Raw genomic sequence first — 24,679 nt, forward strand, 5'->3', positions numbered from 1 at the left:
CCCCGCCATGAGCAGATCAGCGCCGCCATTGCCAAGCTCGAGATTCTGCTCGATCGCGCGCATTTTTCCCCCGGCGAGATCGACGGCAAGCTGGGCGAGAATGCGCAGAAAGCGCTGGCCGCCTTTGCCGAAGCGAATGGAGTGCCGTTCGACAAGGGCGTCACGACGGATCTCTGGGACAAGCTCGCCGCCACCAGCGACGGTCCTGCGATCGTCAACTACGAGATCGCAGCGGCTGATGTGAAAGGACCGTTCCTGAAGAAGCTGCCGGCGAAAATGGAGAACATGAAGCACCTGCCGGCCCTGAGCTACACCAGTCCCCGGCAAGCACTCGCCGAGAAATTTCACATGAGTCAGGAGTTGCTTCAGGCGATCAATCCCGGAAAGAAGTTCGACAAGGCTGGTGAAACGATCGCGGTTGCCAACGTTCTCCAAACGGGAAATCCGGCGCCGGTTGCGCACGTCGAGGTGGACAAGACGCGGCAGACGGTCAAGGCGTTCGACGCAGCGGGAAAGCTGCTCGCGTTCTATCCCGCAACGGTCGGCAGTTCGGAAAAGCCCACGCCGAGCGGAACGCTTAAAGTGACGGCGATCAACAAGAACCCGACCTATCGCTACAATCCCAAATACCACTTCAAGGGCGTCAAATCGAAAAGGCCCTTTACGATCAGGCCAGGTCCGAACAATCCGGTCGGCTCGATGTGGATCAACCTTTCGGCAGAGGGCTACGGCATTCACGGCACCGCAGATCCCAGCAAGATCAGCAAGGCCGCTTCGCATGGCTGCGTGCGGTTGACCAATTGGGATGCGCATGCGCTGGCTGCCGGCGTCAAGCGCGGCACGCCGGTGATCTTCGTGGATTCACCGGCCGGACGTGATTCCGCGTCCAGGAATTGACCGAGCTGTCTGCTGCGACGTTCGATCGAATCTCCCCTCGAGGCGCGACGGCCTCTTGCCCTCGCCTTGCGCTCACTGAATACTGAGATTCCCGCGCAGCGGCATCAACGCGATGTCATGGAGCTGGCATGACCGGCAGGCCACTGCCCGGTGTATTGATCCATGCAACTGCCGGAAGGTCGGCCATCAACGACCGCCCGACGGCCAACAAGAGAAAGAAGAGGAACGCAATGAGGAAGCATCGTTCGCCCGAGCCGACCCGCCGCAGTCTCCTGAAAGGTGCTGCCGCCACCACTGCCACGGTCCTCCTGGGCAAACCCGCTATCGCCCAAAGCAAGAAAGAGATCGTCATCGGTAATATCGACGCCTACTCGGGACCTGCTGCGGTCTATTCGGCGATCGGCCGCACGCCCGGCGGATATTTCAAGATGATCAACGATCAGGGCGGCATCAACGGCCGCATGATCAAGTACATCACCTATGACGACGCCTACAGCCCGGCGAAGACCGTCGAGCAGGCGCGCAAGCTCGTCGAAGGTGACGAGATCGACGTGCTGTTTTCTCCGCTCGGTGCGCCGACCAATGCGGCGATCATGAAATACATGAACATCAAGAAGGTGCCGCAGCTCTTCATCGCCTCGGGCGCGACCAAGTTCGGCGACTACAAGAACTTCCCGTACACGATGGGCTTCATGCCCTGCTATCAGATCGAGGGACGCACATTCGCAAAGCACGTCCTCTCGACCCAGCCCGATGCCAGGATCGGCATTGTCTATCAGAATGACGACTTCGGACGCGACGTGCTGAAGGGCTTCAAGGACGGTCTCGGCGCCAAGACGTCGGCAATCGTCGCGGAGCTGTCGTACGAAACGGCGGATCCGACGATCGACAGCCAGGTGGTGCGATGCAAATCCGCCGGCGCCAACGTGTTCATGAGCATGACCACGCCGAAATTTGCGGCACAAGGCATCAAGAAGGTTGCCGAGCTGGACTGGCAGCCTGCGCACTACATCGGCAACAACGCGTCCTCGGCAGGCTCGACGCTGAAGGCCGCGGGCTTCGAGATTTCCAAGGGCATCATCTCGAGCGCCTACATGAAGGATCCGGTCGACGCCGCCTGGGACAGCGATCCCGCGATCCAGACCTGGCGGGCCTTCCTCGACAAATACGATCCCGCGGCTGCCAAGAACGACATCTATGCCACCACCGCCTATATTGTCAGCCAGGTCATGGTTCAGGTGCTCAGGCAGTGCGGTGACGACGTCTCGTCCGCCAACATCATCAAGCAGGCGGCGAATTTGAAGGATTTCGAATCCGACCTCCTGCTTCCCGGCATCCGCGTCAACACCTCGCCGACCGACTATTATCCGCTCGAGCAATTGCAACTCGTGCGCTTCAGCGGCCAGCGCTACGAGACGTTGGGACCGGTGATCGACGGTGGCATTTCGAAGGCTTGATATTCCTCCATCGTCATTCCGGGTCTCGCCGCTGGCGAGAACCCGGAATGCAGTCATGGCCGGATTGCTCCGGTTACACCTGTGGTCCTGCCCCCGAGCTTTCTACCCATTGCTCGGGGCCCATGGGTGCGATCGGCGCCCGGCTTTCCCTGCGCCCTTGTGTCCAGCAAACCTGTCAGTGATGTGTCGGAACAGGTGTCAGCTATGTTTCCGGTCTAAACATCGAGCCGGGCGACGACACCGAGCAGGCTGTTTGACAGTTAAGTCCGAACCCATCCCCACGTCGTCCCGGGCTTGACCCGGGACCCATAACCACGAATGCGAATTGCTTCACGACGCTGGGGCCACAGCTTGCATCGACAACACAACCCTGTGGTCCCGGCTTTCGCCGGGACGACGTATGGAGAGGGCGCGCACTCAAGTACGATCCCATGAAGTTGACCGAGTAGCGGCGAAACCTCACCGCCCTTGCTGAAGCCCCGCCTCCAGCCGCGCCAGCTCACCCTCGAGATCGCGCTCGACATCGGCGGCCTGCACGTCCACCACCCGATAATCCCGCTCTTCGAGCCAGGCGCGGCGCTTGGCGCGGTCGGCGGCGATGGCGTCGCTCTCGTGCGGATTGACGAGCTCGATCGCGATCCGGTGCACGAAGGAGACGAAGTCCGGGATGTGGCGGCCGACCGGGGTCTGGCGCTTGAACTGGCCGGCGAAGCGGCGATCCTTGGTCAGCGACTGCCACAGGATCCGCTCGGCGTCGGTCGGGTTGCGGCGGAGCAGCCGCGCCAGCCCGCGGACGGTGCTGCTGTTGTCGGCGGTCGCGCCGCCCTGCCCCTGCTCGGCCAGCAGCGCCCGCAACCGCGTGGCCTGGGCGCCGTCGAGCACGCCGCCCTTGGCCGGGCCCTTCCGCCCCTCGGCGATCGCCATCACCACCCCATGCAGCGTGTGCATGTCCTGCTTGGTCGGGTCCATCCGGGTGAAGATGTTGCGCAGGTTCACCAGCATGGTGTCGCGCTTCTCGGCGGGGCGCAGGAACTCAACCTTGTCGAGCTCGGCCACGAGGTTGTCGAAGAAGGCCTGGATCTGATGTTGGGAGGCCGGCTCGGACCTCTCCGGCATCGCGAAGGGCAGCGCACCCGCGGTCGAGAGCTTGAACCATTCATAGCCGATCAGCAGCACCGCTTGCGCCAGGTTGAGCGAGGCAAAGCCCGGATTGACCGGGAAGGTGATGATGCGGTTGGCGAGCGCGACCTCCTCGTTGGTCAGGCCCGAGCGCTCCCGCCCGAACAGGATGCCGGCGCCGCCACCGCGCCCGACATGGCCGACGATCTCGGCTGCCGCAGTTTCGGGCCCGACCACCGGCTTGGCCTGATCGTGGGCACGCGCAGTGGTCGCGAACACCAGCGTGAGATCGGCGATCGCCTGCTCGACGGTGTCGAACAGCTCGACGTTCCCGATGATGTGGTCGGCGCCGGCGGCCGCGCGTTGCGCTGCGACGTTCGGCCAGCCGTCGCGCGGCTTGACCAGGCGAAGCCTGCTCAGCGCGAAATTGCCCATCGCGCGTGCGGCCATGCCGATGTTCTCGCCGAGCTGCGGCTCGACCAGGATGACGACGGGACCGGCAAGGTCATGCCCTGCCTTGGTCTTGTCGGTGCCGGACATCTCACTTCACTTTCTGATTCAACGTCTGAAGATTTTGAATCAGTTTCCGAACAGGCTGATTCAACACCTCGCGCCGGGGCTCGCGACCAGCTTTGCACCGGCTTCGCTCAAGACCGTTTTCTCCAGGGAGATAACAGGGTTAGCGGCGTTTGCGAATCCTCAATCGGAATCCCGGCCACGCTGCTGCGGAACCGCGCCTTGCGCGCGCTTCGCCTTCGGATAGGCTATCAACCACAATCAAAGCGAAGCTGTAAAGCGGGGCTTCAGATGCCGCTTTAACAGCCGAGCGCCAAGGGGAAACGAGGGGCAATGACAATGCGGGGCAGATGGACACTGGCGATCCTGGGGATCGTCCTGATCGTGGCGGGCGGGCTGCTCGCCCACTTCACCCAGACTGCCGGCGGCATCCGGATCGAGGATGTCAGATTCAAGGGCGCCAAGGGCAACACCATGAGCGCCCTGCTCTACATCCCGCCGAACGCCACGCCACAGATTCCGGCACCCGGCATCCTCGCCGTCCACGGCTACATCAATTCGCGCGAGACCCAGGACGGGTTCGCGATCGAGTTCGCCCGCCGCGGCTATGTCGTGCTGGCGCTCGACCAGACCGGCCACGGCTACAGCGACCCGCCCTCCTTCGCCAACGGCTTCGGCGGACCTGACGGTCTCGCCTACCTCCGCAGCCTCCAAATCGTCGACAAGGAGAATATCGGGCTCGAGGGCCATTCGATGGGCGGCTGGACCGTGCTGGCGGCGGCCACCGCCATGCCCAACGACTACAAGTCGATGGTGCTCGAGGGATCCTCGACCGGCCAGCCGTTTGCCGCCGAAGGCACCCCGAGCTGGCCGCGCAACATGGCGCTTGTGTTCGCCAAGTACGAAGAATTCCCCACCCTGATGTGGGGCGTCGAGCTCGCCCGCGACGTCGCCAACAGCCCGAAGCTCCAGGCACTGTTCGGCACGCAGGGTCCGGTCGAACCGGGCAAGGTCTATGGCGATCCGGCCGCTGGCACAGCGCGGGTACTCTACACGCCGGCCATGACGCATCCGGCCGAACACATCTCGGATGAGGCGATCGGCTACAGCCTCGACTGGTTCGCCCGGACGCTGAAGGGCGGCACACCGCGTCCGGTCGATGACCAGATCTGGTTCCGCAAGGAGATCGGCACGCTGATTGCGCTGATCGGCTTCGTCGCGCTCGTGCTCGGCACCTTCGACGGCCTGCTGGAAGCGCCGATATTTTCCCGGCTGCGGCTGCCCGCGGTCGCCGACGGCACGATGCCGCCGCACCATACCGCGACCGGCCGGCGCTGGACCGGCGCCTTTATCCTGACCGCCTTCCTGCCAGCGCTGACCTATTATCCGGCTTTCGCGCTGGGCGGCACCGTGGTGCCCCCATCGATGGTCCTGCCGCAGGGCATCACCAACCAGATCCTGGTCTGGGCCATCATCAACGGCCTGATCACGCTCGCCTTGATACGGCTCGCACCGAAGCGCTCCAGCCGCGCCGGGCTGATCGGCCAGTCCGTGGTGATCGCGCTCGCCTCGGTCGCGGTCGGCTATGCGGCGCTGTGGCTCGCCGACCTCGCTTTCAAGATCGACTTCCGGTTCTGGATCGTCGCGCTGAAGTTGATGAGCGCGAAGCAATTCCTCATCTTCCTGATCTATCTGATTCCGTTCACGGCGTTTTTCGTCGTGGCGCTGCACGTCCTGCACCGGAATTTCTCGACCATGGACGCCCCGCGCGGTGCGCTCTATTTCACCAATATCCTCGCGCTGACGCTCGGCTTCATCGTGCTGCTGGTGCTGCAATACGGCACGCTGTGGCTGACCGGGACCCTGTTCAACCCGCTCCCGGACCCCGGCTTCGTGCCGCTCTCGACCATCGTCGCGATCCAGTTCGTGCCGCTATTGGCGATCGTGGCGGTGATCGCGACCTTCACCTGGCGGCGGACCGGATCGAGCCTGCCGGGCGCCCTGATCGCGGGCCTGTTCGTGACCTGGTACGTGGTGGCGGGCACGGCGACGCAGGCGGCGTTTTAGGCCAAAAGATGGGCTTAAACTGCATAACCGCTCCGCTTCCGCCCGCCCCCGGGCGGTGCTATAGCGCAGCCGTATTCCACCCCGCCGTCAAAAGCGCGCTGTTCTCAAGAGGGCCTCTCCGTCATGGCAAAAATCAAGGTGTCCAACCCCGTCGTCGAACTCGATGGCGACGAGATGACCCGGATCATCTGGCAGTACATCAAGGACAAGCTGATCAACCCGTTCCTGGATGTCGAACTGCTCTATTTCGACCTGGGGATGGAACACCGCGACGCCACCAATGACCAGGTGACCATCGACGCCGCCAACGCCATCAAGAAGGTCGGCGTCGGCGTCAAGTGCGCCACCATCACCCCCGACGAGGCCCGGGTTAAGGAATTCGGCCTGAAGGAGATGTGGAAGTCGCCGAACGGCACCATCCGCAACATCCTCGGCGGCTGCATCTTCCGCGAGCCGATCATCTGCAAGAACGTGCCGCGCCTGGTTCCCGGCTGGTCCAAGCCGATCATCATCGGTCGCCACGCCTACGGCGACCAGTACCGCGCCACCGACATCAAGTTCCCGGGCAAGGGCGTCCTGACGATGAAATTCGTCGGCGAGGACGGCACCGTGATCGAGAAGGAAGTGTTCAAGACGCCCGGCGCCGGCGTCGCGATGCAGATGTACAATCTCGACGATTCCATCATCGACTTCGCCCGCGCATCGTTCAACTACGGCCTGATGCGCAACTATCCAGTGTATCTGTCGACCAAGAACACCATCCTCAAGGTCTATGACGGCCGCTTCAAGGACATCTTCCAGGACGTCTTCGACCGCGAATTCAAGAAGGAATTCGACGCCAAGGGCCTGACCTACGAGCACCGCCTGATCGACGACATGGTGGCCTCGGCGCTGAAGTGGTCCGGCGGCTATGTCTGGGCCTGCAAGAACTACGACGGCGACGTGCAGTCCGACACCGTGGCGCAGGGCTACGGCTCGCTCGGCCTGATGACCTCGGTGCTGCTGACCCCCGACGGCAAGACGGTGGAAGCCGAAGCCGCCCACGGCACGGTGACCCGCCACTACCGCGAGCACCAGAAAGGCAAGGAGACCTCGACCAACTCGATCGCGTCGATCTTCGCCTGGACCCGTGGCCTCGCTCATCGCGCCAAGCTCGACAACAACCCGGAGCTGGCGAAGTTCGCCGCGACCCTGGAGAAGGTCTGCGTCTCGACCGTCGAGGACGGCTACATGACCAAGGACCTCGCGCTCCTGGTCGGCGCCGACCAGCGCTGGCTCTCGACCACCGGATTCCTCGACAAGGTCTCCGACAACCTCGTGAAGGCGATGGCGGCCTAAAGGCCGCCGTTACCGGATCACAGCAGCGAGCGTCATCATGATCCTTCTCAAAGGCGTGACGCTCGCGGCGTTGCTATTGACCGGATCGGCTGCGTTCGCCGCCGATCCCCTTCCCGAGGCCGTCGCGGCTCCGGGCGAGACCGTCGTCCTCTCCGTCCACGCCGAGGGCGCGCAGGTTTACGAGTGCAAGCCGGTCACCGACGGTAAGCTCGCCTGGTCGTTCCGCGAGCCGATCGCGACGCTGGTCGCTGGCGGCCGGACGGTCGGCCGGCATTATGCGGGCCCGAACTGGGAGCATGTCGACGGCAGCGCCGTGACCGCCCGCACCGCCGGCAGCGCACCCGGTGCTACCGACGCCGACATTCCCTGGCTGAAGCTTGATGTGATTTCCCACCGCGGCAACGGCGCGCTCGCGGGCGCCGACACCGTGCAGCGGATCAATACGTCCGGCGGCGAGCTCGCCGGCGCCTGCGACAAGGCCGGCACGCTGAGAAGCGCGCCATATTCCGCGGACTACGTGTTCCTGCGCAGGGACTGAGGCCTGCGCCGTCAGGCGCCGGCCATCGCCTGCTCGATCGCGGAGAGCGCCGCATTTGCCTTGGCGCCGTCGGGGCCACCGGCCTGCGCCATGTCGGGCCGGCCGCCGCCGCCCTTGCCGCCGAGGGCTTCCGAGCCCTTGCGCACCAGCTCGACCGCGTTGAAGCGCGAGGTCAGATCGGCGGTGACACCGACCACGATGCCGGCCTTACCGTCCTCGGTGACGCCGACGATCGCGACCACGCCGGAGCCGATCTGCTTCTTGCCGTCGTCGACCAGGCTCTTGAGGTCCTTGGTCTCGACCCCCTCGACCGCGCGCGCGAGCAGCCTGACGTTGCCGACCTCGCGAACGCCGGCGCCTGCGCCGTTCGACGCAGCGCCGCCGCCCATCGCGAGCTTCTTGCGGGCATCCGACAGGTCGCGCTCGAGCTTCTTGCGCTCCTCCACCAGTGCGGCAATACGCGCCGGCACGTCCTCGATGGTGGTGCGCAGCTCGTTCGCCGCGGTCTTGGCCAGCGCCATGGTGTCGTTGGCATGCTTGCGCGCATGACGCCCGGTCAGCGCCTCGATGCGGCGCACGCCCGAGGCGACCGCGCTCTCGCTGGTCACCGAGATCAAGCCGATGTCGCCGGTGCGGCGAACATGGGTGCCGCCGCAGAGCTCGACCGACCAGCCGAGTGCGTTCTGGCCGTGCTCGCGGGCGCTCTTGCCCATCGAAACGACGCGAACCTCGTCGCCGTACTTCTCGCCGAACAGCGCGCGGGCACCGGCCTCGCGGGCGTCATCGACCGCCATGATGCGGGTAGTGACCTCGTCATTCTCCAGCACGACGTCGTTGGCGATGTCCTCGACACGCGCCAGCTCTTCTGCCGTGATCGGCTTCGGGTGCACGAAGTCGAAGCGCAGCCGGTCCGGTGCGACCAGCGAGCCGCGCTGCGCGATGTGATCGCCGAGCACCTGGCGCAGCGCCTCATGCAACAGATGCGTCGCCGAATGGTTGGCACGGATCGACGAGCGTCTCGCATGGTCGACCTCGAGCTGCAACGCGGTGCCCGCCTTCAGCGTACCCTGCTCCACCATCCCGAGATGGACGAAGAGATCGCCAGCCTTCTTCTGCGTATCGGTGACGCGGAACGTGACGCCCTCGCCGGTCAGCACGCCGATGTCCCCGACCTGGCCGCCGGACTCCGCGTAGAACGGGGTCTGGTTCAGCACGATGGCACCGGTCTCGCCTGCCTTGAGGCTCTCGACCTCCGCACCATCCTTGAGCAGCGCGGTCACCACGCCTTCCGTGCTCTCGGTCTCGTAGCCGAGGAATTCGGTCGCGCCGAGCTTCTCGCGCAGCGGGAACCAAACGCTTTCGGTCGCCGCTTCGCCCGAGCCGGCCCAGGACGCCCGCGCCTTCTCGCGCTGCCGGTTCATCGCATCGGTGAACGCCGCCTGGTCGACACTGATGCCGCGCGACTTTAGCGCGTCCTGCGTGAGATCCAGCGGGAAGCCGTAGGTGTCGTACAGCGTGAAGGCGGTGTCGCCGTCAAACATGTCGCCCTTCTTGAGGCCGGCGCTCTTCTCGTCGAGGATCGACAGGCCGCGCACCAGCGTCTTGCGGAAGCGCGTCTCTTCCAGCCGCAGCGTCTCTTCGATCAAGTTCTCCGCGCGCACCAGATCGGGATAGGCCTGGCCCATCTCGCGAACCAAGGCCCAGACCAGGCGATGCATCAACGGCTCCTGCGCGCCGAGCAGCTGCGCATGGCGCATCGCACGACGCATGATCCGGCGCAGCACATAGCCGCGACCTTCGTTCGACGGCAGCACGCCGTCGGCGACCAGGAAGGCCGACGAGCGCAGATGGTCCGCGATGACGCGGTACGACGCCACGGTCTTCTCGTTCGGCCCGTGTCCAAGCGCGGATGAAGCGGCATCTATCAGGTGACGGAACAGATCGGTCTCGAAGACGCTCTCGACGCCCTGCAGGATGGAGGCCATGCGCTCCAGTCCCATGCCGGTGTCGATCGAGGGACGCGGCAACGCGACGCGCTCCTCCCTCGTCACCTGCTCGTACTGCATGAAGACCAGGTTCCAGAATTCGAGGAAGCGATCGCCGTCCTCCTCCGGGCTGCCCGGAGGTCCGCCCCAGATATGCTCGCCGCGGTCGATGAATATCTCGGAGCACGGACCGCACGGACCGGTGTCGCCCATCGCCCAGAAATTGTCCGAGGTCGCGATGCGGATGATGCGGTCGTCGGAGAAACCCGCGATCTTCTTCCAGAAGCCGGCCGCCTCGTCGTCGGTGTGGTAGACAGTGACGAGCAGCTTGTCCTTCTTCAGCCCGAAATCCTTGGTGATCAGGTTCCAGGCGAGCTCGATCGCACGCTCCTTGAAATAGTCGCCGAACGAGAAGTTGCCGAGCATCTCGAAGAAGGTGAGATGGCGCGCGGTGTAGCCGACATTGTCGAGGTCGTTGTGCTTGCCGCCGGCGCGCACGCATTTCTGCGACGTCGTGGCGCGCTGGTAGGACCGCTTCTCGACGCCGGTGAAGACGTTCTTGAACTGCACCATGCCGGCATTGGTGAACATCAGGGTCGGGTCGTTGCGCGGCACCAGCGGCGACGACGCCACGATCTCGTGACCGTTCTCCTTGAAGAAGTTCAGAAATGTCGACCTGATGTCGTTGACGCTGCTCATGTTCATCCAATCGGAAAAGAGGCCGGATTAGGCACAAAAAGCGTTCATTTCCGGCCGAACGCTTTTAGACATTGCAAGCCGCGGTGTCCAGAAACTGTGCAGGCGGATCATGGGCTTGCCGCAGGAGCACAAAGCCCGTTGACAGCAGTTTGAGCCGCGTTGACAGCCTTGGCGAAGGCGTGGTTCTGTCCTACCTATTGTTAAGTCACGTCGGGAGAGACCGGCCTTGCCGGCGCCGAAGGAGCAACCGCCCCGGAAACTCTCAGGCAAAAGGACCGCGTGACGTCTGACATCTGGAAAGAGGCGCTGACGGGCTTGGCCCGGACGCGTCCGCCGACGGGATAATACTCTCAGGCACAGCGACAGATGGGGCTTTCTGCAGGTTTCTCAAGGGGAATGGGTCCCCGGCGGAACCGCGAGGGCCCTGTAATGCTTGCACCCGAAAATTCGCCGCTGAAACAGACCCCACTGCATGCGCTCCATGTTGCGCGCGGGGCCAAGATGGTACCGTTCGCCGGTTACGACATGCCGGTGCAATATGCGGCCGGCGTGCTCAAGGAGCACCTGCACACCCGCTCCCATGCCGGCCTGTTCGATGTCTCCCATATGGGCCAGCTCGCGCTGAAGCCGAAATCCGGCAAGGTCGCCGATGCGGCTCTCGCGCTGGAAAAGCTGGTGCCACAGGACACCCTGGGTATCGCGCCGGGACGGCAGCGCTACGCGCAGTTCACCAACAATGATGGCGGTCTGCTCGACGACCTCATGGTCGCGAATTTCGGCGATCATCTGTTCCTTGTGGTCAACGCCGCCTGCAAGGTCGAGGACGAGGCCCACCTCCGCGCGCATCTCTCCGACGCTTGCGAGATCGTGTCGCTGGCCGACCGCGCGCTGATCGCGCTGCAGGGACCGAAAGCCGAGTCGGTGCTGGAGAAGCTTTGTGCAGATGTCAGTTCTATGAAATTCATGGATGCCGGCCCACGCCGCGTCGGCGACATCGACTGCTTCGTCTCGCGCTCCGGCTACACCGGCGAGGACGGCTTCGAGATTTCGGTGCCATCAGACAAGGCCGAGGCGCTGGTTGCCGCGCTGCTCGACAGTCCCGACGTGCTGCCGATCGGGCTCGGTGCGCGCGACAGCTTGCGGCTCGAAGCCGGGCTCTGCCTTTACGGCCACGACATCGACACCATGACGACGCCGGTCGAGGGCGCGCTGGAATGGTCGGTGCAGAAGGTCCGCCGCAGCGGCGGCGATCGCGCCGGCGGCTTTCCGGGCGCCGACAAGATTCTCGCGCAGTTCGCGCAAGGCGCCTCGCGCCGCCGCGTCGGCCTCAGGCCGGACGGCCGCGCGCCGGTGCGCGAAGGCGCCGCGCTGTTTGCCGATGCCGCATCGAGCGACCCAATCGGCAAGGTCACCTCGGGCGGCTTCGGCCCGAGCCTCAATGCACCTGTCGCGATGGGCTACCTGCCCAGCACCCTTTCCGCCGTCGGCACCACCGTTTTCGCCGAAGTGCGCGGCCAGCGGCTGCCGCTCAAGGTCGCCGCCACGCCCTTCGTCCCCAACACCTACAAACGCTAAACGCCAGAGGACATCCATGACGACGCTGTACACCTCCGACCACGAATGGCTCCGCATCGAAGGCGACGTCGCCACCATCGGTATCACCGACTATGCGCAATCGCAGCTCGGCGACGTCGTGTTCGTCGAACTGCCCAAGGTCGGCCGCAACCTGAAGAAGGCCGAGGCCGCCGCCGTCGTCGAATCCGTGAAGGCCGCGTCCGACGTCTACGCGCCGATCACCGGCGAGGTGATCGAGGTCAACGAGGCGCTCGCGGCCGAGCCCGCGCTTGTCAATTCGGATGCCGGCGGCAAGGCCTGGTTCTTCAAGCTGAAGATTGCCGACAAGAGCGAACTCGGCGGCCTGATGGACGAGGCCGCCTACGCCGCACACACCGCCTGAGGATCACGCCATGAACGCGCCCTTCAAGCCGATCAACGAAGCCGCCACCGATTTCGTGCGCCGTCACATCGGCCCGTCGCCCCGCGACATCAACGCGATGCTGGAAACCGTCGGCGCCTCGAGCCTGCAGGCGCTGATGGACGAGACGCTGCCGTCGTCGATCCGGCAAAAAGCGCCGCTCGATCTCGGGCGCGCGCTCAGCGAGACCGAGGCGCTCACGCATATGAGTGAGCTCGCAGCACAGAACCAGACCTTCACCTCGCTGATCGGCCAGGGCTACTCCGGCACGATCCTGCCCGCGGTGATCCAGCGCAACATACTGGAGAACCCGGCCTGGTACACGGCCTATACGCCGTATCAGCCGGAGATCAGCCAGGGCCGGCTGGAAGCGCTGTTCAACTTCCAGACCATGATCTGCGACCTCACCGGGCTCGATGTCGCCAACGCTTCGCTGCTCGATGAGGCGACCGCGGCGGCGGAAGCGATGGCGCTGGCCGAGCGCCACTCGCAGGTGAAGGCAAAAGTCTTCTTCGTCGACAAGGACGTGCATCCGCAGACGCTCGCGGTGATGCGCACCCGCGCCGCCCCGTTGGGCTGGGCCCTGGTGGTCGGCGATCCCCTGACCGAGCTCGACAAGGCCGATGTGCTGGGCGCGCTGCTGCAATATCCCGGCTCGTCCGGCGCAGTGCGCGACCTCCGGCCCGCCATTGCATCGTTGCGCGCAAAGGGCGCACTCGCGATCGTCGCGGCGGACCTGCTGGCGCTGCCCCTCCTCGCCTCGCCCGGCGAGCTCGGTGCCGACATCGCCGTCGGCTCGGCGCAACGCTTCGGCGTGCCGATGGGCTATGGCGGACCGCACGCCGGCTATATGGCGGTGCGCGACACGCTGAAGCGCTCGCTGCCCGGCCGCATCGTCGGCCTGTCGGTCGACTCGCGCGGGCTGCCGGCCTACCGGCTCGCGCTGCAGACCCGCGAACAGCACATCCGTCGCGAGAAGGCGACCTCCAACATCTGCACCGCGCAGGTGCTGCTCGCGGTGATCGCCTCGATGTATGCGGTCTATCACGGCCCCGAAGGCCTGACGCACATCGCGCGCACTGTGCATCGCCGCGCCACCGCGCTCGCCGCGGGCCTGCGCAAGCTCGGCTTTACGCCTGCCAGCGAAGCCTTCTTCGACACCGTGACCGTCGAGGTCGGCGCGATGCAGAACGAGCTCATCGCCCGCGCACTGGCGGAGCGGATCAATCTGCGTATCGGCGAGACCACGCTGGGCATCGCCGTCGACGAGACCACGACATCAGAGATCGTCGAGGCCGTCTGGCGCGTGTTCGGCGGCAAGCTCAGCTACGCCGAGATCGAAAGCGGCGCACGTGACGCACTTCCGAAGGACCTGAAGCGGACGAGCGCCTTCCTCACCCATCCCGTGTTCAACACACATCGCTCCGAGACCGAGCTATTGCGCTACATGCGCAAGCTCTCCGACCGCGACCTCGCGCTCGACCGCGCGATGATCCCGCTCGGCTCGTGCACGATGAAGCTCAACGCCACCACCGAGATGATCCCGCTGACCTGGCCGGCATTCGGCAATCTGCATCCGTTCGCGCCGGCGGACCAGGCCAAGGGCTATCACACGCTGTTCAAGCGGCTGGAGAAGTGGCTCTGCGACATCACCGGCTATGACGCGGTGTCGCTGCAGCCGAACTCCGGCGCGCAGGGCGAATATGCCGGCCTGCTCGCGATCCGCGGCTATCATCTCGCGCGTGGTGAGCCGCACCGCAAGGTCTGCCTGATCCCCTCCTCCGCGCACGGCACCAATCCGGCCTCGGCCGCGATGGTCGGCATGGATGTCGTGGTGGTCGCCTGCGACGCGCGTGGCGACGTCGACGTCAACGATCTCCGCGCCAAGGCCGAGAAGCACGCGAACAACCTTGCCGCCGTCATGATCACCTATCCCTCGACTCATGGCGTGTTCGAGGAGCATATCCGCGAGATCTGCGACATCGTCCACATCAATGGTGGACAGGTCTATCTCGACGGCGCGAACATGAACGCGCAGGTCGGCCTCTCCCGGCCCGGTGATTACGGCGCCGACGTCAGCCATCTCAACCTGCACAAGACCTTCTGCATCCCGCACGGCGGCGGCGGCCCCGGCATGGGCCCGATCGGCGTGAAGGCGCATCTCGCGCCCTATCTGCCCGGCCATCCCGTAACCGACGGCGCGACCACGCATCCGGTCGGCCCGGTCTCAGCCGCGCCGTTCGGCTCGGCGTCGATCCTGACGATCTCCTACATCTACATCCTGATGATGGGCGGCGAAGGCCTGACGCGGGCGACCGAGATCGCGATCCTCAATGCCAACTACATCGCAGCGCGGCTGCAGCCGCACTTCCCGGTGCTGTATCGCAACGAGCGCGGCCGCGTCGCGCATGAGTGCATCGTCGATCCGCGACCGCTGAAGACGACCAGCGGCGTCACCGTCGACGACATCGCCAAGCGGCTGATCGATTACGGCTTCCACGCGCCGACCATGAGCTTCCCGGTTGCGGGCACGCTGATGATCGAGCCGACGGAATCAGAATCGAAGATCGAGATCGACCGCTTCTGCGACGCGATGATCGCAATCCGCAACGAGATCGCCGAAGTCGAAAAAGGCCGCTGGAAGGTCGAGGCCTCGCCGCTGCGCCACGCGCCGCACACCGTCCATGACATCGCCGACGACGCCTGGAACCGGGCCTATACCCGCGCCGAAGGCTGCTTCCCCGCTGGCGTGTCGCGCATGGACAAATACTGGAGCCCGGTCGGCCGCGTCGACAACGTCTACGGCGATCGCAACCTGGTGTGCTCCTGCCCGCCGGTCGAGGATTACGCGCAGGCCGCGGAGTAGCGACACTAGTCCGGACCTGCGCCACGCGTGGGATCCGAACGTAAAGGACGGGTTGGGCCTCTGGCCCAACCCGCCTTCCTCAACGAAAAGAACCTGTCGTCTTGCTCCGACTGCACGGCCTGTCGTGGCAGCCATTCGTACCGGCTGATTGCGGAGCAAACGAGTTCAGGCAGAGCCATCCGCGGCAGGAGGATTCATGCGCCAGGACTTCTGGTTTCACTTCCCGTTTCGCGTCCGCTATTCCGAGGTCGACGCGCAGGCCGTGGTGTTCAACGCCCACTACCTGACCTATTTCGACACGGCGATCACCGAGTATTTTCGCGCGCTCGGCTACGACTATCTCGGCGAGGTGACGCGGACCGGGATCGACTTCCACACCGTGAAGTCGGTGGTCGAATACAAGGCACCGATCCGGTTCGACGAGGATATCGATGTCTGCGTGCGGGTCGCACGGATCGGCCGATCCTCGATCAATCTGGCGCTCGCGATCTTCGCCAAGGGCTCCGAGGATCTTCGCGCGACCGGCGAAATCGTCTGGGTCGCCACCGACCAGAAAACCCATCGATCGGTCGCCGTGACCGAGGACATGCGGGCGCTGGTTGCGAGCCGGGAAAAGATGCTGGCGCAGGGGTGAGCTGACTACGGCTTGATCAGCGTCGGAGCCCAACGCCAGAGATTATCGTTGGTGAGGTGCGTGCCGCCCCACCAGCGATTAATCGGATTGTGCTGACTGAAATCTTCCTTGTGCGCGATGACCTTCTGACCGAACTTCGTCAGAGACAGCTCGCTTCGCTGATACGCGCGCAAGCGAGGCCCTGGCTTGTCCCTATCAAGGGAGCGCAATTCGTCATCAAGGCCTGCCACCGCAGGTCGCGGGCCGTGGGCAAGTCCGTCAAGCAGATAACCATGTTCGTTCTCGTTGAAAATGCGAGTCTGGCGCAAGCTCTCGAGATAGAAGAGCGCGTTCGTTAGCGAGTATCCTCTCGCGACCATCTCAAGCATCCGCATTTCCGTGGCGCCAAGCCCTGTCGACGGAGACGGCAGTTCCGCGAGCAGATCGATCATGGCCGGTTTGAGCGACGGCAAAGCGCTCAAGTCCCGACCGAGCAGATCAAAGAAGCCTTCCGGTGTCTTCGCCCGATACGCGCGCCATGCCGCGCTCGCTATTGCGAACTCTGTTTCGGTAACGTCAACGACCGGCGGTTGCCACTCGTCGAGTGCACCCGGACGAAGCCCTATCATCTCAGCATCGACAAGGCACAATCTCAACTTGGTCGCGGCTTGTGGACGGAAGCGGAAATGATCGAGCAGCCAGACCAGTTGCAGCTGCGCCTTGGGGTCCATGTCGAACCAAAGTTCGACTGTTTCGTACTGTTCGCAGGCGTCCGCCAGGCTGAGGTCTCTGCCGCTTTCGTTGCGCTGATTCCATCGATGGGCAAAATCCGACCAATGGAAGCCTGGACGGAGATCGGATGTGCGCGCGCCGAGATAGGCTGCGAGTTCGCCTGGAGACGGCAGCGGCCCCCAAACGAAGCGGTACGGAAAATCGACCGCAAGATCGGCGAAACCCGACTTGGTGAATTCCGGGGTCGGCCAACCCGCGATTATCAGACGCTTCATAGGTTCACCGTCACGCACAAAACGAAACAGGCGCCGAGGACGTCGGCAACTCAACGTCCTCAGCGCCCGCTTCCAGCGAAATCATTGCTGCCTTGAGGTCTACCCCTCCGTCGGCTCTTCGCCGTCGGCGTCGCGCTCGGGCGTGCCGGCGAGGATCTGCTCGGAGATCAGGCCGGAGTTCTGCCGGATCGCGGCTTCGATCTTGGTGGTGATGTCGGGGTTCGCGCGCAGGAACGCCTTCGAATTCTCGCGTCCCTGACCGAGCCGCTGGCTGTCGTACGAGAACCAGGCGCCGGACTTCTCGACGAGGCCGGCCTTGACGCCGAGGTCGAGGATCTCGCCCATCTTGGAGACGCCCTCGCCGTACATGATGTCGAACTCGACCTGCTTGAAGGGCGGTGCCAGCTTGTTCTTCACCACCTTGACGCGGGTGGTGTTGCCGACGACCTCGTCGCGCTCCTTGATCGCGCCGATGCGACGGATGTCGAGGCGGACGGAGGCGTAAAACTTCAGCGCGTTGCCGCCCGTGGTGGTTTCCGGCGAGCCGTACATCACACCGATCTTCATGCGGATCTGGTTGATGAAGATCACCATGGTGTTGGACTTGTTGATCGAGGCGGTGAGCTTGCGCAGCGCCTGGCTCATCAGCCGCGCCTGCAGGCCCGGCAGTGCATCGCCCATCTCGCCCTCAAGCTCGGCCTTCGGCACCAGCGCCGCGACCGAGTCGATCACCAGCACGTCGACCGCGCCGGAGCGCACCAGCGTGTCGGCGATTTCCAGCGCCTGCTCGCCGGTATCAGGCTGCGAGATCAGCAGCTCGTCGATGTTGACGCCGAGCTTGCGCGCATAGACCGGATCGAGCGCGTGTTCGGCGTCGATGAAGGCGCAGATGCCGCCCTTCTTCTGGCCTTCCGCCACCGTATGCAGCGCCAGCGTGGTCTTGCCCGACGATTCCGGTCCGTAGATCTCGACGATGCGACCCTTCGGCAGGCCACCGACGCCGAGCGCGATATCGAGCCCGAGCGATCCCGACGACACCGTCTCGACATCCATCGAGCGGTCGTTCTTGCCGAGCTTCATCACCGAGCCCTTGCCGAACTGGCGCTCGATCTGGGAGAGCGCGGCTGAGAGGGCCTTGGACTTGTCCATGGAGGATCCTTCGACGATACGCAGGGCGGTGGCAGACATTGGGATGTGCTCCTTATGGCGGGGATTCGCTAGCCGGACAAATGGGCGATAAGACCAAGTGGAATGCGCTGTTGATTGGAACTGCGTACCACGTTTGTTCTACGTTCGCAATATGTTCTTTCCAATGGATGGGTACTGTCCGTATTTGACCCGAGTGTCCTAATTCGATTTTCGCAGTGTCCCAAATCGCTTAGAGGCCGTTCTCGGTAGGACTACCAACCCGTCACCAAACGTTGGCCCACCAAAACTTTTGATATGGATCAAAGCCGTAGTTCTCCGAGGGAGAACGGAGTTCCTGGCGGCTGAACGGAGTTCCATGCTATAAAGTGCAGAACTTGCTCTCTGGCAGGAGCGGAGCAATGCCCATCAACCGTTTGCTGAAAGCCGGCAAATACACGCCGGAGGAGATTGAGCTTCTAAACAAAGCCTTCGATCTAGCCTTGCGTTCGATGGGTCTGGTTGACCGTAACGACCCGCTTTGCGAGATGATCGCGCGTAAAATTATCGAGGCTGGCTCGACCATCACCGGCGACCCGAAAGAGATCGCTGACGTGGCCGTTACACGAATTGGCCTAAGGTGAGGCCCGCCTCAGTTGGCGTCCTCTTCGTCGCTGGGCTTCAAGAACGCCTTCATCGCAGCGAGGCGCGGATCACTTCGTCGGCTAAAGTCCCTCTAAGAGGCTGTTTTTTTGCTCAGCTTGGAGCGGGCTGCGGGACTCGAACCCGCCTCTCCAGCTTGGAAGGCTGGGGCACAGCCCCTATACCAAGCCCGCGTGGCAGCGCCTCAGTCGGCGGCCTCCTTATTTCGAATCTGGCGGAGGCAAAGACAGGCTAAAAAGACAGGCCAAATTGAACAACCTGCCTACCGTAATGACGCGCAACCTTATCTCTAAGATCTCGCATGTCATGGCACTCCTTCGCCATGCCTATCACCTCACAGCAACGTGAAACGAGCGCCCTGACGCCGATATTTTCGGTCAGTTGACGATGCCAGCGAGCGCCCGGCGGGGGCTTACTGTTTTTCGGATACTCTGCCACGTCTGGATCAAGCGTATCGTAGATCATCTCAGTGACAAGCTTGCCCAACCATTTCGGACGGCTTTGGAGATTACCCTTCCACCGTGTCAGCCGACCGAACTCCGCCCACAACTCATCGGGGCACGTCTTTTTCCAAGCGCGCAGTTCATCAGCAATGAAGGCCCTAGCTTCACCTGCAAAGCGTCGTCAGCACGCTCGTACTGGTAACCGGTCGCTTCATCAATGAGGGCTTCGAGGCCCAATTTCGCGCAGGCAGACGAAAACATGCTTGCCTGATCGCCATCTGTCGCTGGCGATCCGTGGGCTTTGGATAGGGCGACTTCGGGTCAAACGAAGCTTGCAGGCCAGCGACAAGGCCTTGGCGACCCGGGACGCCTTTACGGGGCGAAAATGTTCCACCGTCCGGAGTTCTGCGTGGGGTGAACGCCGACGCCCTGGGCATGCCATGTCACCGGATGACCCAACCGCGCTCTTGATCGCTTCTATTCAGCGCGGGGGTACCTCGCCGCAAACGACCCCCGGCGGATAGATCGCCAAGGATCGCCAACCCGGTGGGGGGTTTTCTCCCGGCTCGGGGGCAATGGGTCTTTGGTGGGCCGGGAGCAAAGAATCGACTCTTGCGACGCGCCGACGTTCCTATTCCGGAATCGAAAGGGGCCGCTCACACGCGACCCCTTACCGGTTGAACCCTGAAAATTGCTCGGTATGAAAAACTAAGCCCGGCAAGAGTTAATTTACCGTTTTCCACAGGCTAAGTGGATTCCGGGAGAACACGGTGTTTCATCACCGGAACTCGAAAGTGTCCGAATCTACCCTGACGAGGTGTCCTAACTCGGACAGCACCAATGGATGAATACTGCCCGCATTTGAAGCTCCGTGCCCCAAGTTGATTTCGGGAGCGGCCCGTTTTGGTTTAACCAAAGGGAAACCATGGCTTAGCCGATGTTCTCGGTAGGATTACTGAGACGGCTCAGCAAATGTTCTGTCCCCAGCGATTTCTATGGGGCGAAAAATGTTCTGGTGGCCGGTGGTTCTCCGTCCGTGAACATAGTTCCGCCGCGCCACCTGCGTTAAAAAATGCCGCCGGTGCGTGGGGTGAGCAAAAATGATCAAGGCAGATGTGACGTGCCCACATTGTGGGGCCGGTTTCCGTCGACTCGAACTGCTGTCCGAACGTGGCACCAAGGGCGACTATCATTGCCCGGTCTGCGACACGGTGTTGGAGAGTTTCGACGGCGACAAGCTCGTGGCCTATCGCCTGACAATTCAGCCCTCGGTTCGAGGGTTCAAGGACTAGCGGGGCCACCCGGCCGCGTCACGCGAGTGACCCCGCCTCACCCGCGCTGGTGGTCCGACCCGCAGGCTAAGCAGGCGGCAATCTGACCAAGCCGACATTGCAGTCTCGTGACAGCGCCGTCGCTGTCCCCGATATTCAATGCGCCTCAGCGGCCCGCCCTTTTCGTTCGTTGTCCAGGCAACGGTATCGATTCGCGTCATTCCTCGGCTCCGCTCTGCGGCCCTGGATCCGACATCGCAGACAGCGCACGGGTGGGGACGAGAGGTCTGTCGCGGTCCGTAGTTCTCCGGGGCAGAACAAAGTTCCAGAGCAAGCGCGGCGCCGCCTCGGATCGGCTTTCTCGAATCCAGTCAAATAATTACGGTACCTCCGAAGCGCACCCAAGAGCGCTTCCGCACCTGACTTTGGCGGCGCGACGCAGCGGCCAGCCCGTAGTTGCACGTACTACCTTGGTACGTCTCCTGAGCCCTGAAAAAAGTGCGTAGCGTTTCGGGGAACACGGGAGTTCCACCGGTGTTCATCAGAGCAAGTGCCGGGTCGACGTCGTTCGACTGCGGCCGCGCATGAACCGCGAGCTCCCTGTCGGAGCGCGCTGGCAACGTCGCCAGGGGACGGATCCCCGCCAGGGTCCGCAACAAAAAAACGAAATCCAAACTTGGGGCAACGCGACACAATGCCGTTCGACGGGTTTTACTTATTCATACAACCTTTAGTTTAATCGACGAGCGCCCGGTTTTGATCTCCGCGGAGCTTTCATCAATGATCCACAAGGGCATCGAATTCAGCGTCACCCAGATTGTGACCGGCGTCTGGAAATGGCGCTTCCAGATCGGCGACCGGGTCTTCACGGGCAAGACCGAAGCAAACCTCAATCTGCTGGCCATTCGCCGGGTGCAGTTGCGGATCGACCGCGAGCTGAAGAAGATCAGGCCGGAGCAGCCGCGCGGACGCGGCAATGCGGACTGATGCATGATCTGGGCAAGCACGCAGCGACCTGCCGGGCGCTATCGACCAGGGGCGTTCACGCGAAAGATCAGCTCAAGCAAGACCTGAACTCATGCCGCGAACCGATATCGTCGCATCACGATCTAGTCCGCACTCGCGAGCCGCCGCATCGTGAACTCGATGTCGCCGCCGGGCAGCTCGCGCCAGCTTTCGACGGAGCTCATATAGGCGGCCTTCGGATAGCGCGCGAGGAAATCGCGCGCCCGCAGCCGAGCCTGATCGCGTGGCAGGGTGAAGGTCTCGCGCAGATAGCCGTCAGCCGGCTTCCGCCGTCCGGCCATTCGGCTGGCGAGATCGCGCGGGCGAAAGACCATTGTCGCAACTCCGGACCATCTGACGACCTACCCAATATAAGGATGGCCGTGGCGGAATCCGAGTCTGCGGGAGACGGTCGACGCCGCGCGGCCGGCGTTACTGGTTGCGCTGTACGTTGTTGCCGGTCTTGGTCTTCGGCTTGGCTGGGTGCGCCGCAGCCCTGGGTGCGTCGTTCCGCACCGCACCCCACGGATCGGACGATCCCTTGGCATCCGGAATCTTGCTGAGCGACTCCTTGTAGGCCTTCTGGTTGATCGCGTCCTGATCCTTCTCCTCCTGGGTCTTGCTCTTCACCTCAGGCATCAGGTTGATGTTGGGCATCTGCGCATAGGCCGGCGCCGTCACCAGCGCAGCGATCGCAACCGCGCACAAAACTCTCATAAAGTCGCTCCCTTGCATTGTCGTCAGCGATATATCACCGCGAGGAAGGCACCGCCAACCACGCCTGCCCTGACCTAGAGATTGTCAGACTTGCAGGATTTCGGCGACTGCACCCAGTCATCCCAGATCGGACCGCACCTCGTGCAGCCACTCAGCGCAAGCCCAATCGCGATCACGCTGCCCAGCATCACCAATCGGCGGAACATGAACGGCCCCATCCCCTGACGAAGGCCCGATAGGGCCTCAAAACTGGGGCGTTTTCAAGCCACGGGCACAACGCCCCGCCCCTGCTCAAGCCGCATGCAGCGGGTGGTTTGACCGAATAGCGGCGCAAATTACACTGCGAAACAAGGCAGAAAAGGAATCGACGATGACTTTGGCGATGAGCTGGGACGAATGGGCGCAGCACGACGGAACGGCGCTCGCCGCCCGCGTCAGGAAGGGGGACCTGACGCCCCGCGAACTGGCGGCCCAGGCGGCGGCTGCCGTCGCAGAGGTCGATCCCGCCCTCTCCGGCGTGGTCGAACTGTTCGACGACATGATTGCCGACCCGGCGCGCGACGGCACCGATCTTAGCGGCCCCTTCGCCGGCCTGCCCTTCCTGATGAAGGATCTCGGCCCGACGCTGAAGGGACGGCTGCAGGAAATGGGTTCGCTGATGATGCGCGGCAATCGCGCTACCGAGGACACTTTCCTCACATCGAAGCTGCGCAAGGCCGGGCTCAACCTGATCGGCCGCACTACGACGCCGGAGTTCGGCGTGTGCAGCTCGGCCGAAAATCCCGCGGTCTATGTCACGCGCAATCCCTGGAACACCGACTACACCACCTGCGGCTCGTCGGCCGGCAGCGCGGCGATGGTCGCGGCCGGCGCCGTCCCGATCGCGCATGCGACCGATGGCGGCGGATCGATCCGCATTCCGGCCGGCGTCAACGGCAATATCGGATTGAAGGTGTCGCGCGGCGTATTCTCGCTGGCGCCGCATCTGTCCGATCTCACCGGGCTGGTCTCGATCCAGGGCTGCCAGTCGCGCTCGGTGCGCGATACGGCGGCCTTTGTCGACGCCTGCCGCGGCCCTGCCCCCGGCGAGTTCATGCCGTTCTGGGCGCCGCACGAGCCATACACCGCGACCATCGCGCGCGATCCCACGAAGCTCAAGATCGCGCTGTCACACACATGGGGCGACTACCGCGCAACGCCGCATATCGCCGCCGAGCTCGAACGGGTCGGACGCTTCCTCGAGAGCCTCGGCCATCAGGTCGACTACGCGCTGCCGTCACTCGACTATCGCGAAGCCTTCGCCGCGCAGACCACCTGCTACATCAGCAATTTCGCCGTGGTGATCGGCCGCATGCTCGCCGCGCGCGGGCTGGAAAGACCGCCGGCGGAGCTGATCGAGCCGATCAACATCCGGATCTGGGAGCACGGCCGGCACACCAGCTTTGCCGATCGGGCGCGCATGCAGGCGACCTTCAACACCACCGCACGCGGCTTCGGCGCGTTCTTCGAGGATTGGGACATCATCCTGACGCCGATCACCGCGCTGCCGACGCCGAAGATCGGCACGACCGAGTATCTGACGATCAGCGACAACCCTTCCGTGCTGGACTGGTTCGGCAATCTCTGGCGCAACTTCGCCTTCACGCCGCTCGCCAATCTCTGCGGCATTCCCGCAATCTCGCTGCCGCTCGCAACCAACGAGCACGGCCTGCCGCTCGGCATCCAGGCGATCGCCAAGCAGGCCAATGACGGGCTCCTGCTGCAGCTCGCCGCCCAGATCGAGCGGGCGATCGACGGCAAATGGAATGACGGCAAGACGCCGCGCGTGCATGTGACGCACAACTAGAATAGATCACGGGGCAACAGGTCAGCGGAGGGAACGGAACGTCATGCAGCAGCAGGCCGGTGAGTTCGGGATCGACGAGGCACGGCGCGTCCTTGGCGACGTGTTTGCGCCATGGGTGCAGGATCTCAACCTGTCGATCGAGCAGTTCGACTTCGCGCCGCCTTCAGGCAACGCGGCCGACTGGCAGCCCGGCGCCGTGCTGCGCATGCCGTTCTCGGAGCGGCTGTGCCGCACCGGCGGCATCGTCTGCGGCCAGGCGCTGATGGCGTTTGCCGACACCGCGATGGTGCTGGCCAACCTCGCCGCCAACAAGGGCTATCGCCCGATGACGACGGTCGACCAGACCACGCATTTCATGCGCGCGGTGACCGCCTCCGACGTGCTCGCCGACGCGCGCGTGGTCAGGCTCGGCCGCACCATGAGCTTCGGCCGCGTCACGCTGCTCTCGGCCACCGACAACAAGCCGGTGGCCATGGTGTCGAGCGCCTTCGCGATGCTGCCGGGATAGTTACCTGCCGAGGATGGCCTCGCC

At 63.8% G+C, this 24,679-nt stretch carries 22 protein-coding genes, 1 tRNA gene and 1 riboswitch; of the genes, 14 read left to right on the forward strand and 9 right to left on the reverse strand.

The window, feature by feature from the left end:
- Both AS156_RS03595 and AS156_RS03600 read left to right on the forward strand, forming a co-directional pair.
- Positions 1-897: L,D-transpeptidase (locus AS156_RS03595; protein WP_066500169.1), on the forward strand; the 897-nt coding region annotated here is incomplete at its 5' end.
- Positions 898-1,127: 230 nt separating this feature from the next.
- Positions 1,128-2,354, forward strand: coding sequence for an ABC transporter substrate-binding protein (locus AS156_RS03600; protein WP_066500171.1), 1,227 nt, complete (start codon positions 1,128-1,130; stop codon positions 2,352-2,354).
- Between the two features lie 459 nt (positions 2,355-2,813).
- Here the strand turns inward: AS156_RS03600 and AS156_RS03605 are convergent, their stop codons facing one another.
- The gene (locus AS156_RS03605) at positions 2,814-4,013 is read right to left on the reverse strand and encodes a TrmJ/YjtD family RNA methyltransferase (protein ID WP_066500077.1); all 1,200 of its coding nucleotides are present in this window, start codon (positions 4,011-4,013) and stop codon (positions 2,814-2,816) included.
- Between the two features lie 309 nt (positions 4,014-4,322).
- On the opposite strand from AS156_RS03605, the gene AS156_RS03610 reads away from it, so the two are divergent.
- From AS156_RS03610 to AS156_RS03620, 3 genes are all read left to right on the forward strand, one after another.
- On the forward strand, positions 4,323-6,056 hold the full coding sequence (locus AS156_RS03610; RefSeq protein ID WP_245312534.1) for an alpha/beta hydrolase family protein: 1,734 nt from the start codon (positions 4,323-4,325) through the stop codon (positions 6,054-6,056).
- 123 nt (positions 6,057-6,179) lie between these two features.
- Positions 6,180-7,394 (forward strand): NADP-dependent isocitrate dehydrogenase, encoded by a 1,215-nt coding sequence (locus AS156_RS03615; RefSeq protein WP_066500081.1) that lies wholly within the window; start codon positions 6,180-6,182, stop codon positions 7,392-7,394.
- Between the two features lie 37 nt (positions 7,395-7,431).
- Complete coding sequence (locus tag AS156_RS03620) at positions 7,432-7,932, forward strand: DUF3455 domain-containing protein (protein ID WP_066500083.1); 501 nt, start codon at positions 7,432-7,434, stop codon at positions 7,930-7,932.
- Positions 7,933-7,943: 11 nt separating this feature from the next.
- Here the strand turns inward: AS156_RS03620 and alaS are convergent, their stop codons facing one another.
- Positions 7,944-10,616 (reverse strand): alanine--tRNA ligase, encoded by a 2,673-nt coding sequence (alaS, locus tag AS156_RS03625; RefSeq protein ID WP_066500174.1) that lies wholly within the window; start codon positions 10,614-10,616, stop codon positions 7,944-7,946.
- Positions 10,617-10,816: 200 nt separating this feature from the next.
- A riboswitch (glycine riboswitch) is annotated at positions 10,817-10,904 on the forward strand.
- Between the two features lie 141 nt (positions 10,905-11,045).
- On the opposite strand from alaS, the gene gcvT reads away from it, so the two are divergent.
- From gcvT to AS156_RS03645, 4 genes are all read left to right on the forward strand, one after another.
- Positions 11,046-12,191 carry a glycine cleavage system aminomethyltransferase GcvT gene (gene gcvT, locus AS156_RS03630; RefSeq protein ID WP_066500087.1) on the forward strand — a complete coding sequence of 382 codons (1,146 nt, stop codon included), beginning with the start codon at positions 11,046-11,048 and terminating at the stop codon, positions 12,189-12,191.
- Positions 12,192-12,207: 16 nt separating this feature from the next.
- Positions 12,208-12,573 (forward strand): glycine cleavage system protein GcvH, encoded by a 366-nt coding sequence (gene gcvH, locus AS156_RS03635; protein ID WP_066500089.1) that lies wholly within the window; start codon positions 12,208-12,210, stop codon positions 12,571-12,573.
- 10 nt (positions 12,574-12,583) lie between these two features.
- A complete protein-coding gene (gcvP, locus tag AS156_RS03640) occupies positions 12,584-15,457 on the forward strand; it encodes an aminomethyl-transferring glycine dehydrogenase (protein WP_066500097.1) in 2,874 nt (957 codons plus the stop codon).
- A gap of 196 nt (positions 15,458-15,653) precedes the next feature.
- The gene (locus tag AS156_RS03645; protein WP_066500099.1) at positions 15,654-16,091 is read left to right on the forward strand and encodes an acyl-CoA thioesterase; all 438 of its coding nucleotides are present in this window, start codon (positions 15,654-15,656) and stop codon (positions 16,089-16,091) included.
- A gap of 5 nt (positions 16,092-16,096) precedes the next feature.
- On the opposite strand, the gene AS156_RS03650 is transcribed toward AS156_RS03645, so the two are convergent.
- Together AS156_RS03650 and recA are read right to left on the reverse strand one after the other, a co-directional pair.
- Complete coding sequence (locus AS156_RS03650) at positions 16,097-17,077, reverse strand: hypothetical protein (protein WP_066500102.1); 981 nt, start codon at positions 17,075-17,077, stop codon at positions 16,097-16,099.
- Positions 17,078-17,176: 99 nt separating this feature from the next.
- Complete coding sequence (gene recA / locus AS156_RS03655) at positions 17,177-18,265, reverse strand: recombinase RecA (RefSeq protein ID WP_066500104.1); 1,089 nt, start codon at positions 18,263-18,265, stop codon at positions 17,177-17,179.
- A 359-nt stretch (positions 18,266-18,624) separates the two neighbouring features.
- Here recA and AS156_RS03660 point away from each other — a divergent pair, with 359 nt between their 5' ends.
- Positions 18,625-18,846 (forward strand): hypothetical protein, encoded by a 222-nt coding sequence (locus tag AS156_RS03660; RefSeq protein ID WP_066500106.1) that lies wholly within the window; start codon positions 18,625-18,627, stop codon positions 18,844-18,846.
- A 118-nt stretch (positions 18,847-18,964) separates the two neighbouring features.
- Here AS156_RS03660 and AS156_RS03665 read toward each other — a convergent pair.
- Together AS156_RS03665 and AS156_RS43890 are read right to left on the reverse strand one after the other, a co-directional pair.
- Positions 18,965-19,038, reverse strand: a tRNA-Gly gene (locus tag AS156_RS03665).
- 58 nt (positions 19,039-19,096) lie between these two features.
- The gene (locus AS156_RS43890; protein WP_245312535.1) at positions 19,097-19,414 is read right to left on the reverse strand and encodes a P63C domain-containing protein; all 318 of its coding nucleotides are present in this window, start codon (positions 19,412-19,414) and stop codon (positions 19,097-19,099) included.
- A gap of 994 nt (positions 19,415-20,408) precedes the next feature.
- Here AS156_RS43890 and AS156_RS03670 point away from each other — a divergent pair.
- Positions 20,409-20,600 (forward strand): hypothetical protein, encoded by a 192-nt coding sequence (locus AS156_RS03670; protein WP_066500109.1) that lies wholly within the window; start codon positions 20,409-20,411, stop codon positions 20,598-20,600.
- A gap of 759 nt (positions 20,601-21,359) precedes the next feature.
- Complete coding sequence (locus AS156_RS03680; protein ID WP_066500112.1) at positions 21,360-21,566, forward strand: hypothetical protein; 207 nt, start codon at positions 21,360-21,362, stop codon at positions 21,564-21,566.
- Between the two features lie 122 nt (positions 21,567-21,688).
- Here AS156_RS03680 and AS156_RS03685 read toward each other — a convergent pair whose 3' ends face one another.
- From AS156_RS03685 to AS156_RS03695, 3 genes are all read right to left on the reverse strand, one after another.
- Positions 21,689-21,919: a hypothetical protein gene (locus AS156_RS03685; RefSeq protein ID WP_066500114.1), complete on the reverse strand. Its 231-nt coding sequence runs from the start codon at positions 21,917-21,919 to the stop codon at positions 21,689-21,691.
- A gap of 97 nt (positions 21,920-22,016) precedes the next feature.
- Positions 22,017-22,301 carry a hypothetical protein gene (locus AS156_RS03690; protein WP_066500117.1) on the reverse strand — a complete coding sequence of 95 codons (285 nt, stop codon included), beginning with the start codon at positions 22,299-22,301 and terminating at the stop codon, positions 22,017-22,019.
- A 74-nt stretch (positions 22,302-22,375) separates the two neighbouring features.
- Entirely contained in the window at positions 22,376-22,507 is a 132-nt protein-coding gene (locus tag AS156_RS03695; RefSeq protein WP_066500176.1) for a peptidylprolyl isomerase, read from the reverse strand.
- Positions 22,508-22,671: 164 nt separating this feature from the next.
- On the opposite strand from AS156_RS03695, the gene AS156_RS03700 reads away from it, so the two are divergent.
- Together AS156_RS03700 and AS156_RS03705 are read left to right on the forward strand one after the other, a co-directional pair.
- Positions 22,672-24,147 (forward strand): amidase, encoded by a 1,476-nt coding sequence (locus AS156_RS03700; protein WP_066500120.1) that lies wholly within the window; start codon positions 22,672-22,674, stop codon positions 24,145-24,147.
- A 43-nt stretch (positions 24,148-24,190) separates the two neighbouring features.
- Entirely contained in the window at positions 24,191-24,655 is a 465-nt protein-coding gene (locus AS156_RS03705; RefSeq protein WP_066500123.1) for a PaaI family thioesterase, read from the forward strand.
- The last annotated feature ends 24 nt before the right edge of the window (positions 24,656-24,679 follow it).

The sequence above is a fragment of the Bradyrhizobium macuxiense genome, assembly GCF_001542415.1.
In the GTDB taxonomy this organism is placed as follows: domain Bacteria; phylum Pseudomonadota; class Alphaproteobacteria; order Rhizobiales; family Xanthobacteraceae; genus Bradyrhizobium; species Bradyrhizobium macuxiense.

What these genes read in the sequence shown, in the direction of transcription:
- gcvT (WP_066500087.1), top strand. Translation starts at nt 11,046, where the DNA reads ATGCTTGCACCCGAAAATTCGCCGCTGAAACAGACCCCACTGCATGCG.
- AS156_RS03680 (WP_066500112.1), top strand. Translation starts at nt 21,360, where the DNA reads ATGATCCACAAGGGCATCGAATTCAGCGTCACCCAGATTGTGACCGGC.
- AS156_RS03605 (WP_066500077.1), bottom strand. Translation starts at nt 4,013, where the DNA reads ATGTCCGGCACCGACAAGACCAAGGCAGGGCATGACCTTGCCGGTCCC.
- AS156_RS03700 (WP_066500120.1), top strand. Translation starts at nt 22,672, where the DNA reads ATGACTTTGGCGATGAGCTGGGACGAATGGGCGCAGCACGACGGAACG.
- AS156_RS03685 (WP_066500114.1), bottom strand. Translation starts at nt 21,919, where the DNA reads ATGGTCTTTCGCCCGCGCGATCTCGCCAGCCGAATGGCCGGACGGCGG.
- gcvH (WP_066500089.1), top strand. Translation starts at nt 12,208, where the DNA reads ATGACGACGCTGTACACCTCCGACCACGAATGGCTCCGCATCGAAGGC.
- AS156_RS03660 (WP_066500106.1), top strand. Translation starts at nt 18,625, where the DNA reads ATGCCCATCAACCGTTTGCTGAAAGCCGGCAAATACACGCCGGAGGAG.
- AS156_RS03690 (WP_066500117.1), bottom strand. Translation starts at nt 22,301, where the DNA reads ATGAGAGTTTTGTGCGCGGTTGCGATCGCTGCGCTGGTGACGGCGCCG.
- alaS (WP_066500174.1), bottom strand. Translation starts at nt 10,616, where the DNA reads ATGAGCAGCGTCAACGACATCAGGTCGACATTTCTGAACTTCTTCAAG.
- recA (WP_066500104.1), bottom strand. Translation starts at nt 18,265, where the DNA reads ATGTCTGCCACCGCCCTGCGTATCGTCGAAGGATCCTCCATGGACAAG.
- AS156_RS03615 (WP_066500081.1), top strand. Translation starts at nt 6,180, where the DNA reads ATGGCAAAAATCAAGGTGTCCAACCCCGTCGTCGAACTCGATGGCGAC.
- AS156_RS03645 (WP_066500099.1), top strand. Translation starts at nt 15,654, where the DNA reads ATGCGCCAGGACTTCTGGTTTCACTTCCCGTTTCGCGTCCGCTATTCC.
- AS156_RS03600 (WP_066500171.1), top strand. Translation starts at nt 1,128, where the DNA reads ATGAGGAAGCATCGTTCGCCCGAGCCGACCCGCCGCAGTCTCCTGAAA.
- AS156_RS03705 (WP_066500123.1), top strand. Translation starts at nt 24,191, where the DNA reads ATGCAGCAGCAGGCCGGTGAGTTCGGGATCGACGAGGCACGGCGCGTC.
- AS156_RS03610 (WP_245312534.1), top strand. Translation starts at nt 4,323, where the DNA reads ATGACAATGCGGGGCAGATGGACACTGGCGATCCTGGGGATCGTCCTG.
- AS156_RS03620 (WP_066500083.1), top strand. Translation starts at nt 7,432, where the DNA reads ATGATCCTTCTCAAAGGCGTGACGCTCGCGGCGTTGCTATTGACCGGA.
- gcvP (WP_066500097.1), top strand. Translation starts at nt 12,584, where the DNA reads ATGAACGCGCCCTTCAAGCCGATCAACGAAGCCGCCACCGATTTCGTG.
- AS156_RS03695 (WP_066500176.1), bottom strand. Translation starts at nt 22,507, where the DNA reads ATGTTCCGCCGATTGGTGATGCTGGGCAGCGTGATCGCGATTGGGCTT.
- AS156_RS03670 (WP_066500109.1), top strand. Translation starts at nt 20,409, where the DNA reads ATGATCAAGGCAGATGTGACGTGCCCACATTGTGGGGCCGGTTTCCGT.
- AS156_RS03650 (WP_066500102.1), bottom strand. Translation starts at nt 17,077, where the DNA reads ATGAAGCGTCTGATAATCGCGGGTTGGCCGACCCCGGAATTCACCAAG.